Below are 15167 nucleotides of genomic sequence, written 5' to 3'. Positions count from 1 at the left end.
TCCTAGCTATTCTCCATGCATCGACTGTCTCTGTATGAAATGATACAAAGCTCCGATTAAATTAGAATCATTACCAAACTGACATCTTTCTACTTGAATAGTTAAACTATCCTTATCATGTTTCATTTGATTTAAGGTTTCATTGATTTGTTCAATGAAACCCTCTCGAGTGCTGATGGCTCCACCTATCAAGATTTTTTCTGGGTCAATTACATACTGTAAATTATAAATTCCTACTGCTAATCGTTTAACAAATTTTTCTATTTCATTTTGTATCTCTTTGTTACCGTCTTCAGCCAATTCATACACTTTTTCACCTGTAAGGGCATTCGGTTCCATTCCTTCGCGCATTGCAACTTGGTTTATCAATCCACCAGTTGCAGCTAAAGTACTCCACGTTTTCCCTATTGGTTCCTCTAAATAGTCCTCCATGATCATATAACCAAATTCTCCAGCAAAACGGTTCTTGCCATGTCGAATTTTTTTATCAAGAACTATTGCTCCTCCGATACCGGTCCCGATCACGATACATAGGTAATCCTTTATATCCTTTGCAGCACCGATCCATCCTTCTGCTAACCCCGCGCAATTAGCGTCATTTTCAATTTCTACCCTTATATGTGTCCGGTTCTGTAGAAGCTCTTTTAGACTCGGTCCGTGGATATACGGTAGTGCTGTGACTCCCCCTATATGCCCCGTCTCTACATTGACTGCACCAGGTACACTTATAGCTATTCCCCTTAGTTCGTATTGTTTTTGGAAATCCTTTACGATAGATTCCACCGTATCCACAAACAGCTTTAGACTAGCTTCAGGAGTGGGAGCAAATGACTTTTCAATAAATTCTCCCAAATCATTCATAAGGGCATATTTGATAGAAGAACCTCCAACATCAAAAACAGCATAGTAATTCACAAAATTACCTCCTATCAACCCTTTTCGTTCCGCACGACTCCCTTATCATCAACTCGGAGTCGATCAACACTGGCTTTAATTGTGTCTCTCCATTTATCAAATCATTCAACATATAAGCGGATAATTTCCCGAACTTTTCTTTATCCTGCTTTACCGTCGTAAGTTTTGGCTCACTATAGCGACAAGCCACAATGTCATCACATCCGACAATTTGTATATCTTGTGGAACATTCAGTCCCTCTTCCTTTATCGCTCTTAAAGCACCTAAAGCCATCAGATCAGATGTAGCAAAAACAGCTTCAGGATGCTCTTTACATTGCAGTATTTTTTTCATCGCCTCATATCCGCTTTCTTCATGAAAGTCACCATACTCAATCCACTCTTCGCGTAATTCTAGACCAAATTGATGCATAGCTTCATAGAAACCCTGTTTCCGATAACGAGAAATCGCAGAATCCCATTTCCCACCTATATAACCAATCTTTCTAACGGAATGTAGATAAAAAAATTCTACTACTTTTCTTGATAAATCCACATTATCTGTCATGATGTAGCTAGATTTCGGACCTTTTAACTCAATATCTATACCGATACATGGAATTCCTTCCTTCGCCACATCATAGATAGCCTCTTCCACTTCCTCACCGGCAATTACGATACAACCATCCACTTGAAAATGTCGACATCGTGCTAAATAGCTGCCTTGCCCCATTTGAAAGCGTTCATTGGAAAACATGATAATATCATAGCCTAGTAAACCGATGTTCTTTTTAAAAGCTGAAATAACCTCATTAAAATAAGGATGTGTCATTTCCACATTAATCTTTCCAGCATAGATCAACCCAATAAGATTTGACCTTTTTGTTGCCAGAGTTCTTGCCGAAAAATTAGGTTCATACCCCTTTTGGTTGATGACATCCATCACTTGTTTCTTTGTTTTGTCACTAATGCCTTCATAGTTATTGATGACCTTTGAAACAGTGCCTGGGGAGACACCTGCCATTTGTGCGATATCTTTTATAGTTAAATTCATCTCTTATCCCTTCTATTACACGTTACTTTATTTCACAGAGCCTTCTGTAATACTTGATATAAATAAGCGATTAAACAATAGGAAAACAATCAAAAGTGGGATAGTTGCCCAAAAGACACCCGATAAGATCATGCCAAAGTCTGCGTTTTGTGTATTACTTAATTGGGCTAAAGCAACTTGAATCGTATACATCTCCGGATCTCTTAAAACGGTAAATTGCCATAAAAATTCGCCCCATGCAGCCGAAAATACAATAATTCCTAATGTTGCAAATGCCGGAAGTATAATGGGAAGTACAATACTACGATAAATTTTAAAGTTGGAGCATCCGTCTAATTTTGCTGCTTCAATTAGCTCATCTGGGACAGATTGACTAATATATTGTCTCATCAGGAAGATACCTAGAGGATTAAGGAAGAACAATACCATCACACCTGGTAACGTATCAAGTAATCCTGCCTTAGAAATTAGGAAATATTGCGGAATTAACCCTAATTGAGGCGGTATAATCATCGTTAAGAGGATAGCAGTAAAAAGTATATTTTTACCTCGAAACTTAAACTTCGCAAAGGCAAAGCCAGCTAATGAACTAATAAACAAAACGACAACGGTGACAATTGAACAAACAATCAGTGAGTTCCACATGGCTTGAAAGAAATCAATTTTATCCAAGACCTTTTTAAAATTCTCTATTAATAAGCTCCCAGGTGTAATTGTTGGTGGAATGGAATTGTAAGCAGAGCTAGGGCTTGTTGCCATTACAAACATCCAGTAAAACGGAAACAACGAAAGTAGGGATGCAATGGACAAAAGTACATAAGAAAGGATTTTACTAAAGGACGGTTTTCTTCCTTTTTCCGATTTATTCACTAGTTTCTACCTCTTTTCTTCCTACCAATGCCTGAGGTTAATAATGTATTGATCGTAGCAAAAACGGTTATCAATACTAATAATATGATAGCTGTAGCCGATGCCGTCCCAAAAGATTGAAGTTTAAAAGCGTCCCGGTACAAATACATAACAATTGTCATCGCTTCGTCTCTTGTAAAAGCACTAGTTCCTAAAAAGATGGTTGGTTCAGAAAATAACTGCAAAGCTCCTACAGTTGAAGTGAAGACCGTTAAAATGATAAATGGCTTCAGCATCGGTATGGTAATGTATATAAGCTGTTGAAATTTATTTGCTCCATCGATCGTTGCTGCTTCGTACAAATAGCTTGGGATACTTTGAATACCAGCAAGATAGATAATGGTGTTATACCCTACCCACCGCCAAAATACCATAATCGAAATGGCAATCTTCGTTCCCCACTCAGAGCTGCTCCAGCTCACAGGATCCAGCCCCGCCAAACTTAATACATAATTGGCTAAAGAAGATTCATGATCGCTAAACAATACACTAAAAATAAGAGCTACAGCCACCATGGAAGTAATATACGGCATAAAAATTGTTACCCGAAAGAAATTTCTAAACTTTAAAAATGCCAGATTTAATAAATAGGCAAAAATGATTCCAAACACTAATTGAGGGGCGGTTCCCATGATTCCCATGACAATTGTGTTGTAGACTGATTTCCAAAAAAGAGGATCTGTTAATACTATTTTAAAATTTGCTAAACCAACAAAAGTCATAGGACTTAATCCATTCCACTTTTGAAATCCTAGATAAATACTAAATAATGCTGGATATAACCCAATAATAGCAAAAATAATAAAGAAAGGTGCAATATATAAATAACCTGAAGCCATATCTTTTTTTGCTTCGGACATGTACCTTTTTTTTCTTACCTTTTCCTTATTACTTACAGCACTCATATACTCACCTCATGTCCTATGAAAGGTGGAATGGAAGCTCATTCAACTCCTCATCCACCTTCAAATCTATTATTCTCTTTACTAGCGATTCATTAAATCCTTTGCACGCTTAACTGCTGCAGCCCACTCTTTTTCTGGATCTGCCCCTTTAGCTTGAACATCCTTTAAGGCATTCAGTACTTCCTGATAAACCGGGAAGTATTTTTCTCCTTTATACACCGCTCCATTGATATCTTGTGCTGCTTGAGCAAATACTGGTGCTGTTGATTGTCCACCAAAGAACTCATCTTCATTGTTTTTGAAGGAATCCATTTCGTAAACAGACGGAGCAGATGGGAATAATCCTTTTGATTGGAATGATTTTATTTGATTGTCAGGAGAGATTAACCACTCTGCAAATTCATAAGCTTCAGCTGCATGTTTAGTTTCTTTTGGGATGGAGATAAACGAACCGCCCCAGTTTGCAGCAAATTCAGTTGGCAATGTTGCTACTCTCCATTTACCTACTGCTTCTGGTGCATTCCCTTCCATCCAACCTTTTAACCAGCCAGCTCCTAATTCAGCTGCAAATTCACCTTTGTTTACCGCATTTGCCCACTCTGGTGACCACATTTCAAATTTTCCGACAATGCCAAGCTCATTAAGCTTTACTGCATAATCGTATGCCTCTTTAACCGCATTTCCTTCTTGCTCTATTAATAATTCACCCTCAGGGTTTAGGAACGTTTCTTGTGCTGCATCTAAATAAGATCTGAATGCCATTTCAATACTATCAATGAATGGTTTTCCAGTCTTTTCCTTAACCTGTATACCTGCTTCTTCAAATGCTTCTGGAGAACTGATGAGTTTAGCTACTTCTTCAGGATCTGTTGGTAAACCAGCTTCTTCAAAGACATCTGTACGATAGTATAAAGCTTTTGGACCAATATCCGTTGGTAAGCCGATTAAGAAATCCCCGGCATTATTTTCTCCAGTACTCCATTTCCAATCTAAGTATTGATCTTGAATATCTTTTGCCCCAAGATCATAAAGGTTTTCAAACTGGTCTTGTGCTGCTTTAAACCGATCTAATTGATCAATCTCTAGCATCGTAATATCTGGAGCTCCGCTTCCTGCTGATAATGCGGTAAATAATGCATCATGGTGCTCTGCAGTTTCAGCAGCTCTTACTTTAACTTTCACATTAGGATTTTCCTCTTCATATGCCTTTGCTAAGTCTTCATAGTTAGTAGCACCAAAAGTCCAAAAGTTTAAGGTAACTTGGTCTTGTGAGCCTCCGCTTTTTCCACCTTCAGACGATTCCTTTTCAGAACAAGCTGCCAATGATAGTGCAAGAACAGCCGACAAGCCCAAAGCACTTATTTTTTTAAAACTTCTCAAATTGATTCCCCCTAATTTTTTTGGTCAATGTGTCTTACAGGTTGTAATTCTTCAACAAAAATAATGAAAGTTATTATTTTTGTATCATGCACCTCCCATATTGTCCTCATCATAAAAACTAAGCTACTTGACGCATTACGGAAACCGGTTTCTAAACTATATGAAAAAAAGCAATAATTAGAAGGTGAAACCGCTTTCAAATTGAATTATATCCCTAGATTAATAGAAAATCAAGAATTTTCTTACAAATTAACGAAAACGCTTTCCAAAACTAAATTACTATAATAATTACACTATTTTATTTATAAAGCGGCTCTCCCTATTTCTTAACTTCGTCGTTACCAACTGAGTTCTCTAAAGCTCCCTACCATTAATCCTACGACTTAGAAAACTAAGCTATGTTCTACAGGCGCTATAAAAAAAGCGTTACTACAAAAATGTTGTAGTAACGCCTTGTATCATTATTTAATACGGTTAACGATTAATAAGTCTTCTTTAGACATATTGTACGCTTTGTCGCCTAATTCAAGAATTAGTTTTCGAGCTTCTGCGTGTGTTTCTGGTGTAAAGCTGTCATCACGACCCATTTTTAAATAATCGTAAAAGACTGGTGGTAAGAAATTTTCTTTTAGTAAAATTTCCACTGCTTCACCATTTTTCTTTGTAAACTTATATACATAACCGGTTGCACGGTGTGGATCATATTGTGCTTTAGGATAGTTTATATCAACTATGTATTCTCCGCGTGTTTTTGCACGTGTCACAAACTCGAAGCAATCACGAAAGCCAGGGCCGCCGTGACCAGAAACAATAGAAATGTCTTCGCGGTTTGGAATTTCTTCACCATATAATTCTTCAAATGCTGTTTCTAAAATACGGAATGCTACACCAATTGCCATATATGCACCGTAGCCATGGAATTTTTTAATATCATCAAATGAAATTTCAAGTAAATCTGTGCGGTCATAAATTTTAATCGCTCTCATACTATTCTACTCCTATCTCGTAAAAAACTATTCTCAAATAGTATCCTATCATAAACAAAACCTCAATAATCGTTTTTAATCACTATAGTAAAATAGATTAATATAAAAACTGCTGTACTGATGACTCCTTGCATGTTATTCACAAATAAAACTTGAGCTTTTTGACTTTACTTTTAACATATAAAAAAATTCTTTTCATCTAATCAATATTAATTACACTAGCCTTATTAATCTCCTCCACCACAGCTTGAGCAGGAACTATCTGAAGAGCAAGACCTACAGGAACTGCCCGACCCGCAACTTGTACAATTTGATAAACTGTCGCTATTACTTATTTTCATGTAACTTGAAAATTCATCATAATGGAAATAAGAAACTGACAAAAAAGGAACGAGCAATGCGTTGTAATTTTGTTGAGTTTTTCCTTTTATCAACTGTTGCTGTATAAGCTTTTTCTCGTAATCTCTTATACCATTTACTGTATTTTTCATGGAAAAAATAAGCGCAAGTACAGTCTTCATATATTTCGTATCACGTTTAAAGTAAATATCGATTAGTTCATTTTCAGATAAATTTTTGAAATCATCCATAACATTTGGAGATACAGGGTTTCTAAAAAAGCCTTTATAAAGTCGGTTATTCTCACTTCTTATGAAAAATAGCTCCGCATACACCCAATCAAAAAAACCACGTAAATCTGGATCGGGTTCTATCTTTACATTTGGACTGTGATGAAGCTTTGCCCCTAAATAATTTGTTGAAAAATTATCATACTCACGGGTAAACATAAGCATCTCATGCCACAACTCATCGACTTTCTCACTAAACATTGGTGACTCTTTTAATAGAGAAGTCATTATAAAATACCGTTTCAAATCTAAGAGACGCCACTCATACTCATTGTCTTTTAATCTATTATTTTTCCTTACCCGCACTTCTACATTTTCCATAAAACTTTTATTTAGGGATTGCTCCAGTGTATCATTTAGCTTTTTTAATCCTTTAATTTGTTTTATTTCTAATGTTTTTGGGGGTAAACCAAATTTAAATGAGGTTTTCTTGCGTACGAATACAATAAACCAAATAAAACCTATAAGCAGTAATACTATCCATTCCATAAAATGCCCCCAGCCTTATTGATAGCTTTTAGTAAAAGTTATTGCGTTTTTATCTCCCCATTCACATAACTGTTCCAAAACAGGTAATAGAGTATCTGCTTGATGCGTAAGTATGTACTCTACTTTAGAGGGGATTTATGGGTACTCTTCTCGTAAAACCATACCATCCTATTCCTGCTCTTTGAGCTGTGAACTAAATGTTTTAAAGGTAATGGCTCCTATTTGTCTTTGAACGGGTTGGTTTTCAGCTAGGAGATAAAAAATTAGCACTTTCCACTAACCAACAATTACAGACAATGTAAACCCAAAAGATTTCTCTTGAATATTCCTCCATACTCATGTTGGCACTATCCATTCTGATAGGAACTATCAAAATACTATTTTTTCTTTTTCTTCATTTTATACTTACTTTACTTTGAAATAAAGGAGAGAAAGTAATGAATAATGTTAAAACATACAATCACAATCTTTGGTATCATGGTATTACTCAAGGTTACAGCGTCAACGACACTATCTACATTTCAGGGCGATATCGAGGCTCAGACCCGTCAAACGCTTGAAAATCTAGACCGTGTACTAGAGGGATTTGGTGTAACAAAATCCAATCTCGCTTATGTGGAACTCTATCTAACGAATCCTCAAGAGCATTTCTGCGAAGTCATAGAAATGTTTAAGGAATATATCGGAGAACATCGTCCAGCCGGCAGCAGTATCGGCGTAACTTATTTGGCTTTCCCTGAGCAACTATTATGGTCCGATTTTAGCTAACTACGTGTGGATCCTGATTCACTTTTTGTATAATTGTTTATCTATAAAAATTATGTAGTACTACTACCTTGTACTGTATACCGTCCCTACCAGAGAATCTTTAGCCTTTTGAAAAGTCCTGTTTGAAGTGTTCTCATTTCTTTCTCTTCATTTTAAAGGGGACAACAACTGACAAAGCGACTGCTGTAAATAAAGATTTTCCTCCATTCTTACCTGAGCATGTATAATTCTTCAAAAAAAATAATTTATAACGTATAATAGCTGAGTATCTAATAATAAAATTTTGAGGGGTTATGCTATGGTTCCAGACAAAATGAATGCACAAAAATTGGCTTATGAATACATTCGAGAACGTATGCTAGATGGAACATATAAAGGTGGAATGAAGCTCGTAGAAGAACGTCTTGCAGGTGAGATAGGCGTGAGTCGCACACCAATACGGGAAGCAATTAAAAGGTTGGAACAAGAAGGTTTAATAAAAAATAAGCATGTCTACAATCCCACTGCTCAAGATTTGATATACATATATGAAATTCGCATAGCTTTAGAAAGTTTTGCTGCAAAAAGAGCAGCAAACTATATGAGAACAGAAACGATAATAGAACTAGAAAATACCATAAAGAAATCTCGTAATTTGCTTTTAGAAGGACAGTCAAAAAAAATATACAATGAAACCCAACACTTTCATGATTTAATTATAAATGAATGCCAAAATCCGTTAATGATTGAAAGATTAGAAGAAGCTCAGACTATTTTCTATTTATTTAGCTTAAGGTTTGATATATATAATCGTCCACATCTAATAGATGAGCATGAAGAAATTTATAAAGCCATTAAAAATAAGGATGAACAACTAGCTAGTGACCTAATGGCCAAGCATTTGTATAAAGACATGAATTTCACTCTTGAGATTATTGCCAGAAATGGACAGTATTAGAATAATTAGCGGTTCAAACTTTGAAAATTCAAACTTATATAACTCTGCACTGATTCTACCAGAAATGGATGAATTGGTGTTTTTTTGTACTTATTTTATAATATTTAGCCAATACATACACTTTGTAGTATTTACTACAATTGGTGACTGTTCATATAAGGTGTTCTCCTGTCGCTAACCTTTTCATAACATATTCTAAACTTTTATGTGTACAAATAACAAAAGGTTGTAGTAAAATGAAAAATGTTGTTTTGTATACAAAAAATATATTTTTGTATACAAAGAGCTTCTTTTATAAAAACTTTAAATGATTAATAAAGGAGAATAAGTATGACGCAGTACAATTTAGAAGAATTGAGGTTGCTCAATCAAGTGCTATTTGCCCTTTTTATCGTAGCCGATTTTGCACTTTTCCTATTTTTTTATAATAGTCCATTCCCATGGTTTGCCCTTTTAGGTTCTGGAATTGGTTTAGCCATCATTGTTCTTTGTTGGTCGGGAAGAAAATACATTATTTTTATAGCATCATTACTAGTTTTTTCAGCTCTTCATACACTTGTTTATAATTGGAGCTCTATTGTGCATTAAAAAACGCATTAACTATTTAACTAGTTAAATAGTTAATTATTTATTTTATGGGAGGTTTTAATGTGTCAGAACAAGAAAAGAAAAATTCCGTTTTAGACAAACGTTCATCTAGACGTACATTCATCAAAAATTCTGGTTTGACAGTAGGTGGAGTTGTTTTAGGTGGAGCTTTAGGAAGTCTTCTATTAAAAGATGATAAATCGATCACTACTGAAATTCAGAATCATGCAAAAACGCCTACTGCTAATCCAAATTTAGCGCTTATGTTCTTCACGCCAAAACAATATCAAGTTACTCAAGCAGCAGTGGAACGAATTTTCCCTGAAGATGCAAATGGACCTGGTGCCAAAGAGCTTAATGCCGCTGTTTATATTGATCATCAATTAGCTGGTCCATGGGGTTCTAACGTAAAAGATTACCGTTTAGGTGCTTTTTATAAAGCAGAAGAAAACCAAGGTCCACAAACAAAAATTCTTCGTAAAGATCTTTTCTTAGCTGGTTTAGATAGCTTAACCAAGTATAGTAACGAGCAATATGAAGTTGACTTTATAGACTTAGAAGCTACTCAACAAGATGAAGTTCTACTTACTTTTAGTGAAGGTAAAGTAGAATTATACGGAAAAGTTTCTTCTTCTCAATTTTTCAATTTACTACGCACATTAACTATTGAGGGTGTATATGCAGACCCGATGTATGGTGGTAACAATGAAATGACTGGCTGGAGTATGCGTAAGTATCCAGGATCTCGTATGCAATATGTAGCAGAAATACAAGACGAGAAATTTATCGAACTTGAACCACAAAGTTTAAATTCTCATATGGGACATTAATAATAGAAAGGGACTGACATATATATGGTTACAAAATTACCTAAAGTGCCTGTTGTAGTAGTAGGAATGGGATGGGCTGGCGGAATCGTCTCTGCTGAACTAACGAAAGCGGGAATAAGTGTTGTTGGGCTAGAACGTGGTAAAGACCGTACAACTGCTGATTATGCAATGGGACATGATGAACTTCGTTACCAACATCGAACAGAGCTAATGCAAGATCTTTCAAAGGAAACAATTACTTATAGAAATACACTATCAGGCAAAGCCCTACCAATGCGACACTACGGTACATTCATAGTAGGTGACGGTGTTGGTGGTGCTGGTAGTCACTGGAATGGACAAACTTATCGTTTCTTACCTTATGATTTCGAAATTCGTACGAAAACTATTGAACGTTACGGAATCGAAAAAATTCCTGCTTGGATGGAAGGTCTTAACGACTGGGGTCTAACTTATGATGAAATGGAACCCTACTATGACACATTTGAAAAAATGGCTGGTATTTCAGGGGAAACAGTAGAATTATGGGGCAAACGATCTAATCCATATCCAACACCTCCTTTAGTGAAAACACCATTAATGAAAGAATTCGAAAAAGCAGCAACAAACTTAGGATACAAACCTTTCGTTATGCCTGCTGCCAATCTTTCTGAAGCATATACAAATCCAGATGGTATCTCTCGCGCAGCATGCCAGTACTGTGCATATTGCGAAAACTTTGGATGTGAATATGGAGCTAAAGGTGATCCTGCTGTAACAGTAATTCCGGTTGCAAAACAAACAGGTAATCTAGAACTTCGTACACATTCTAATGTTTTAGAATTAACTAAAGATGGTAATAAAACAACCGGTGTTATTTATGTTGATATGCTAACAGGAGAAAAATTTGAACAACCTGCAGATGTAGTTGTAGTCGCAAGTTATGTATTCAACAATGCTCGTTTACTTCTCAATTCTGGTATCGGAACTCCTTATGATCCAAAAACAGGTAAAGGGACAATTGGTAAAAACTACTGTTATCAAATAACTGCTGGAGGTTCTCAGCTTTTCTTCGAGGACAAAGAGTTTAACCTCTATGGTGGTGCTGGTGCATTAGGTATTGAGATTGCAGAATATATGGGAGACAATTTTGACCATTCTGAAGTAGATTTCATTCACGGCGCTGGAGTTCGCTCCACACAATATGGTGACCGTCCAATTGCAGTGAATCGTGTACCTGCTGGAACTCCAAATTGGGGTGCGGAATTTAAGGAAAAATCTATTAAATATGCAAACTCAAACTTCCCTGTTAAAACACAAGGTGCTTCTTTACCTCACAAAGAAAATTATCTGGACCTTGATCCGGAATTTAAAGACGAATTTGGTTATCCGTTATTACGTATGACATATGAATATACAGACAACGACCGTGCAATGGGAAAATACATGTCAACGGTTACTCGTCAAATTGCAGAAGAAATTGGTGCAGATATTATCGATACAAATGAAGAGCAAGCTCCGTTTAATGTGAACAAAGATTCCAACACACATAACACAGGTGGTGTTATTATGGGTGCGGACCCAGCAACATCTGCCTTAAACACATACCTACAAATGTGGGAAGCTGAAAATGTATTTGTGGTAGGCGCATCTGCATTCCCACATAATAGTTGTTTCAATCCAACTGGTACACTTGGCGCACTTTCTTATCGTGCTGCAGAAGGTATTCAAAAATATTTAAAAGAAGGCGGATTATTAGTTAAAGCATAAACGACAACTAGTCTATTAAATAGCTCTTGTCTGCATTAATTTTGTGGGCAAGAGCTTTTTTCTTAAAACTTTAACGGAACCTCCCTCTTCTTTTTTATTTATCTTCTATTCAAAAAATCCCCTAAAATGTACAGCAGATCACTTTTATTTTACTACTATCTTTTCTAGAGACGTATAAGTCTAATTTATTTTATTGAATGGATTACCTTAAACATTAGCTTGAGTTATATAACAAGGGAGAAAACCCTTTTACAGTTTAAATCTCTTGTGATCTGGTATGGTTTTTTAGTAGTTCTTCTAATAACTCCCTATATATGAATAAAAATATCAACTCACCCGCTCCTCTTATACCTCTTTACGAAATGATAAGGCTTTTTAAAAGATGGTCTAATACTAGTCCCCTTTGTTATATATGTAGAAATAGACCTAAATTGTTCAAATATGATTATAAAAAAGAGTTAATATATAGATTTTAGCTAATCATATAGGTTATATTAGTTCAAGTGGATAAATAAGGAGCTATGAAATACGATGACTAAACAATCACAAAAAACGTTATGGGCTCAAGTAGTTAAAACAGGAATCATTAAGTCTAATCTTATTCCAATGATTGCTGGTTTAATGCTTGCTTTATATACTTATGAGTACAGCTTTGTAGATAATATTTGGAATGTAGTTTTTGCATTTTTAGGAACAGCAGCCGTTATTGCTGCCGCTGGTTCGTTTAATAACATTTATGATCGTGATATCGATGCTATTATGGCTCGTACGAAGGTACGTCCAACCGTAACAGGCGCTATATCGATTAAGAAAGTTTTAATAGTCGCGATTTTATTATTAGTAATTGGATTAATTTTATTATATTTAGCATCGCCATTAGCAAGCCTACTTGGATTTTTGGGAGTATTTTTTTACGTAGTTCCTTATACCATGTGGACGAAACGCCATACGATTTGGAATACGGAAGTTGGAAGCATATCAGGTGCAATGCCTCCTTTAATCGGTTGGGCAGCTGTTGCTCCGGACATTTGGCACCCAGCATGTTGGGCATTGTTTTTAATCATGGTCATATGGCAAATGCCTCACTTTTACGCGATTGCCATTCGAAAAAAGGATGATTATGCTGCTGCAAACATTCCAATGCTTCCCGTTGTTAAAGCAGGAAGACGCACATATATCCAAACAAATTTCTATTTAATTTTATTAGTGCTATCTAGCTTTTTGTTTTACCCACTTAGCTTAGGTCTCACTTTAGTTTCACTTGTTTTAGGTCTATTTTGGTTGGGATTAAGCTTATTTGGAACACGCAAAATGGATATGAAAGACTGGGCAAATAAAATGTTTAAATTCTCATTAATCCATATGATTGTGATTTACTTTACGGTGATTATATATGCTAGTATGGGTTTGCTCTTAGACGCTTTATAATGATGAGTTGTTTATCTTGCAGCGAAACAATTTTATTTCCCTATTAGATAAAAATGAAAGGCTATTCCTAGCTCATGCTAGAATAGCCTTTCATTTTTATATCCTTCATAAATTTTTTGTAATTTCTCTTCGAAAAGACTCATATGGACCATGCGTGCTTCCCGCAAATATTCTTTTCCCTCAATGAACAGAAGCATAGCAGGGACTGAAAAAACAATAAACCTTTCTGCAACCTCTTCTACTTCAGCCGAATCAACGTGTGCGAGCTGTATATCAGGAAACTTTTCCATAAGTACCTTCACTTGCGGCAAAAGAGCATGACAAACCGTGCATTCTCTATGGGATACGTAAATAAAGCTTAATGGATTGCTGGAAATAAAACGATCAACTTCCTCAATTGTAAGAAACTCTTCAAAAATTCTAATCTTAATCACTCTTTTCAATGTATAATTATTTGTTAAGCATTTATACTTCTTTCATTGGACATTACATTCAGTAATGATGTAATATCCTATCCTTAGTTTATATACTTTCTTCCCTCTAAATTTTAGGAAATCAAGTGATTTTGTAACATTTTTAGCTTTAATAATATATGCGAATTTTTATAATTTGTTTTGTTGTAAAAATGCTTCTAAAATCCTTTCAATAGGTAAACTAGCATTTTTTATTAATTTTTCTACTTTGGGCTTTATTTGCTTATTCGAAGCAATTATTTTTTTATATTCTTCTCCATCAAAAGAACGTAAAGAATCTATTGCATATTCAGCCACTTCATCACTCTCATTAAGTAAATCTAATAATATATTAAATCCATATACCCCGTTATCTCCACCTATACAGTAGGCCAATCTAATTTTATAATTATCTGAGCTATTTTTAGATAATACTGCATCTATTTTTTCGTACATTCACTTTCCTCCTCTATTTACTAAAACCACCTGGTTATGGAGTATTAAGACAGCTCGTCCACATTAACTTAAAATATCTTTTGCGCCATCTTGATCATTAAAAAAAGATTCCTTAGTTTGTTTAGTTAAATCACTCATCTGCTTATTAATTTGCTTTACACATTTTTCAATATGTTACTTTTACCAGAAGACTTAGTATTATTCATACCACTCATTGGCTGAATATTCTTCAACCAAATCCATAGTATTAAGATTATTTTCAAGGCAAAAATTTAGTATTTCACCAATTAAAAAATCTACTTCCTCTTGCCTTACTTCAAAACCTTTATGACCGTTCCATTCAGAATTGACTATTACATCTAAATTAAATTCTACTAAAACATATAAAAATTCTCTTATAATTATTGGAAAAGCTATATTGAACCCTTTAAAGTTAACCCAAACTACAGCATTACCACTATCCAATATATTAACTTTAAATGAGTATTCTCCATACCTATACCACACAGTATTATTCTTTCTTTTTTCTTCTCTCATAGATTAATTTCCTCCATATATATCATATAGACCAGTAAGAACATCCACACCAGGGTTACTTCTTGTACTAGCATAATAACTCCCTTCCATGAACATGGATTTAACCATTAAAACAATTCATAAGGATTACTAATATCCAGATTAATAAAGTCTATTGTATTAAGTAAACCTAAGAC

The 15167-nt window shown here is 35.2% G+C and carries 15 protein-coding genes and 2 pseudogenes; 6 read left to right on the top strand and 11 right to left on the bottom strand.

Annotated elements, in window-relative coordinates; all coding sequences use genetic code 11:
• Positions 1-6: 6 nt before the first annotated feature.
• The 8 genes and pseudogenes from Q0371_RS17490 to Q0371_RS17455 all read right to left on the bottom strand — a co-directional run bounded on the left by Q0371_RS17490 (position 7) and on the right by Q0371_RS17455 (position 7570).
• Complete coding sequence (locus Q0371_RS17490; protein ID WP_298473512.1) at positions 7-915, bottom strand: ROK family protein; 909 nt, start codon at positions 913-915, stop codon at positions 7-9.
• A gap of 4 nt (positions 916-919) precedes the next feature.
• Positions 920-1948, bottom strand: coding sequence for a LacI family DNA-binding transcriptional regulator (locus tag Q0371_RS17485; RefSeq protein ID WP_298473509.1), 1029 nt, complete (start codon positions 1946-1948; stop codon positions 920-922).
• Positions 1949-1975: 27 nt separating this feature from the next.
• The gene (locus tag Q0371_RS17480) at positions 1976-2818 is read right to left on the bottom strand and encodes a carbohydrate ABC transporter permease (RefSeq protein WP_251556771.1); all 843 of its coding nucleotides are present in this window, start codon (positions 2816-2818) and stop codon (positions 1976-1978) included.
• Positions 2818-3762 carry a sugar ABC transporter permease gene (locus Q0371_RS17475; protein ID WP_251556770.1) on the bottom strand — a complete coding sequence of 315 codons (945 nt, stop codon included), beginning with the start codon at positions 3760-3762 and terminating at the stop codon, positions 2818-2820. Before Q0371_RS17475 ends, Q0371_RS17480 begins: the two co-directional genes overlap by 1 nt.
• Positions 3763-3843: 81 nt before the next feature.
• Positions 3844-5142: an extracellular solute-binding protein gene (locus tag Q0371_RS17470; protein WP_298473503.1), complete on the bottom strand. Its 1299-nt coding sequence runs from the start codon at positions 5140-5142 to the stop codon at positions 3844-3846.
• 461 nt (positions 5143-5603) lie between these two features.
• Positions 5604-6128, bottom strand: a complete 525-nt coding sequence (locus tag Q0371_RS17465) for a hypothetical protein (protein ID WP_298473500.1) — start codon at positions 6126-6128, stop codon at positions 5604-5606.
• 227 nt (positions 6129-6355) lie between these two features.
• Positions 6356-7246 (bottom strand): hypothetical protein, encoded by an 891-nt coding sequence (locus Q0371_RS17460; RefSeq protein WP_298473497.1) that lies wholly within the window; start codon positions 7244-7246, stop codon positions 6356-6358.
• Positions 7247-7261: 15 nt separating this feature from the next.
• Positions 7262-7570: pseudogene (locus Q0371_RS17455) on the bottom strand (helix-turn-helix domain-containing protein).
• A 113-nt stretch (positions 7571-7683) separates the two neighbouring features.
• Between Q0371_RS17455 and Q0371_RS17450 the strand changes: the two are divergent.
• The 6 genes and pseudogenes from Q0371_RS17450 to cyoE all read left to right on the top strand — a co-directional run bounded on the left by Q0371_RS17450 (position 7684) and on the right by cyoE (position 13546).
• Positions 7684-8014 (top strand): annotated as a pseudogene (locus tag Q0371_RS17450) (RidA family protein).
• Positions 8015-8312: 298 nt separating this feature from the next.
• Positions 8313-8951, top strand: a complete 639-nt coding sequence (locus tag Q0371_RS17445) for a GntR family transcriptional regulator (protein ID WP_298473494.1) — start codon at positions 8313-8315, stop codon at positions 8949-8951.
• Between the two features lie 330 nt (positions 8952-9281).
• On the top strand, positions 9282-9539 hold the full coding sequence (locus tag Q0371_RS17440) for a hypothetical protein (protein ID WP_298473492.1): 258 nt from the start codon (positions 9282-9284) through the stop codon (positions 9537-9539).
• A 62-nt stretch (positions 9540-9601) separates the two neighbouring features.
• Positions 9602-10369, top strand: coding sequence for a gluconate 2-dehydrogenase subunit 3 family protein (locus Q0371_RS17435; RefSeq protein WP_298473488.1), 768 nt, complete (start codon positions 9602-9604; stop codon positions 10367-10369).
• Between the two features lie 24 nt (positions 10370-10393).
• Positions 10394-12118 (top strand): GMC family oxidoreductase, encoded by a 1725-nt coding sequence (locus tag Q0371_RS17430; RefSeq protein ID WP_298473485.1) that lies wholly within the window; start codon positions 10394-10396, stop codon positions 12116-12118.
• Positions 12119-12649: 531 nt separating this feature from the next.
• Positions 12650-13546 carry a heme o synthase gene (cyoE, locus tag Q0371_RS17425; RefSeq protein WP_298473482.1) on the top strand — a complete coding sequence of 299 codons (897 nt, stop codon included), beginning with the start codon at positions 12650-12652 and terminating at the stop codon, positions 13544-13546.
• Between the two features lie 77 nt (positions 13547-13623).
• On the opposite strand, the gene Q0371_RS17420 is transcribed toward cyoE, so the two are convergent.
• From Q0371_RS17420 to Q0371_RS17410, 3 genes are all read right to left on the bottom strand, one after another.
• Complete coding sequence (locus Q0371_RS17420; protein ID WP_366518621.1) at positions 13624-13980, bottom strand: thioredoxin family protein; 357 nt, start codon at positions 13978-13980, stop codon at positions 13624-13626.
• A 168-nt stretch (positions 13981-14148) separates the two neighbouring features.
• The gene (locus Q0371_RS17415; protein WP_298473479.1) at positions 14149-14454 is read right to left on the bottom strand and encodes a hypothetical protein; all 306 of its coding nucleotides are present in this window, start codon (positions 14452-14454) and stop codon (positions 14149-14151) included.
• Positions 14455-14652: 198 nt separating this feature from the next.
• On the bottom strand, positions 14653-14991 hold the full coding sequence (locus Q0371_RS17410) for a hypothetical protein (RefSeq protein WP_298473477.1): 339 nt from the start codon (positions 14989-14991) through the stop codon (positions 14653-14655).
• Positions 14992-15167 lie beyond the last annotated feature (176 nt).

The organism is uncultured Psychrobacillus sp. (genome assembly GCF_938022135.1).
Lineage (GTDB): Bacteria > Bacillota > Bacilli > Bacillales_A > Planococcaceae > Psychrobacillus.
This window is presented reverse-complemented; position numbering and strand designations above follow the sequence as displayed.

Excerpts from the sequence above, each read along its gene's own strand:
- Q0371_RS17415 (WP_298473479.1), bottom strand. The coding sequence starts at position 14,454 with ATGTACGAAAAAATAGATGCAGTATTATCTAAAAATAGCTCAGATAAT.
- cyoE (WP_298473482.1), top strand. The coding sequence starts at position 12,650 with ATGACTAAACAATCACAAAAAACGTTATGGGCTCAAGTAGTTAAAACA.
- Q0371_RS17485 (WP_298473509.1), bottom strand. The coding sequence starts at position 1,948 with ATGAATTTAACTATAAAAGATATCGCACAAATGGCAGGTGTCTCCCCA.
- Q0371_RS17445 (WP_298473494.1), top strand. The coding sequence starts at position 8,313 with ATGGTTCCAGACAAAATGAATGCACAAAAATTGGCTTATGAATACATT.
- Q0371_RS17440 (WP_298473492.1), top strand. The coding sequence starts at position 9,282 with ATGACGCAGTACAATTTAGAAGAATTGAGGTTGCTCAATCAAGTGCTA.
- Q0371_RS17460 (WP_298473497.1), bottom strand. The coding sequence starts at position 7,246 with ATGGAATGGATAGTATTACTGCTTATAGGTTTTATTTGGTTTATTGTA.
- Q0371_RS17430 (WP_298473485.1), top strand. The coding sequence starts at position 10,394 with ATGGTTACAAAATTACCTAAAGTGCCTGTTGTAGTAGTAGGAATGGGA.
- Q0371_RS17410 (WP_298473477.1), bottom strand. The coding sequence starts at position 14,991 with ATGAGAGAAGAAAAAAGAAAGAATAATACTGTGTGGTATAGGTATGGA.
- Q0371_RS17475 (WP_251556770.1), bottom strand. The coding sequence starts at position 3,762 with ATGAGTGCTGTAAGTAATAAGGAAAAGGTAAGAAAAAAAAGGTACATG.
- Q0371_RS17465 (WP_298473500.1), bottom strand. The coding sequence starts at position 6,128 with ATGAGAGCGATTAAAATTTATGACCGCACAGATTTACTTGAAATTTCA.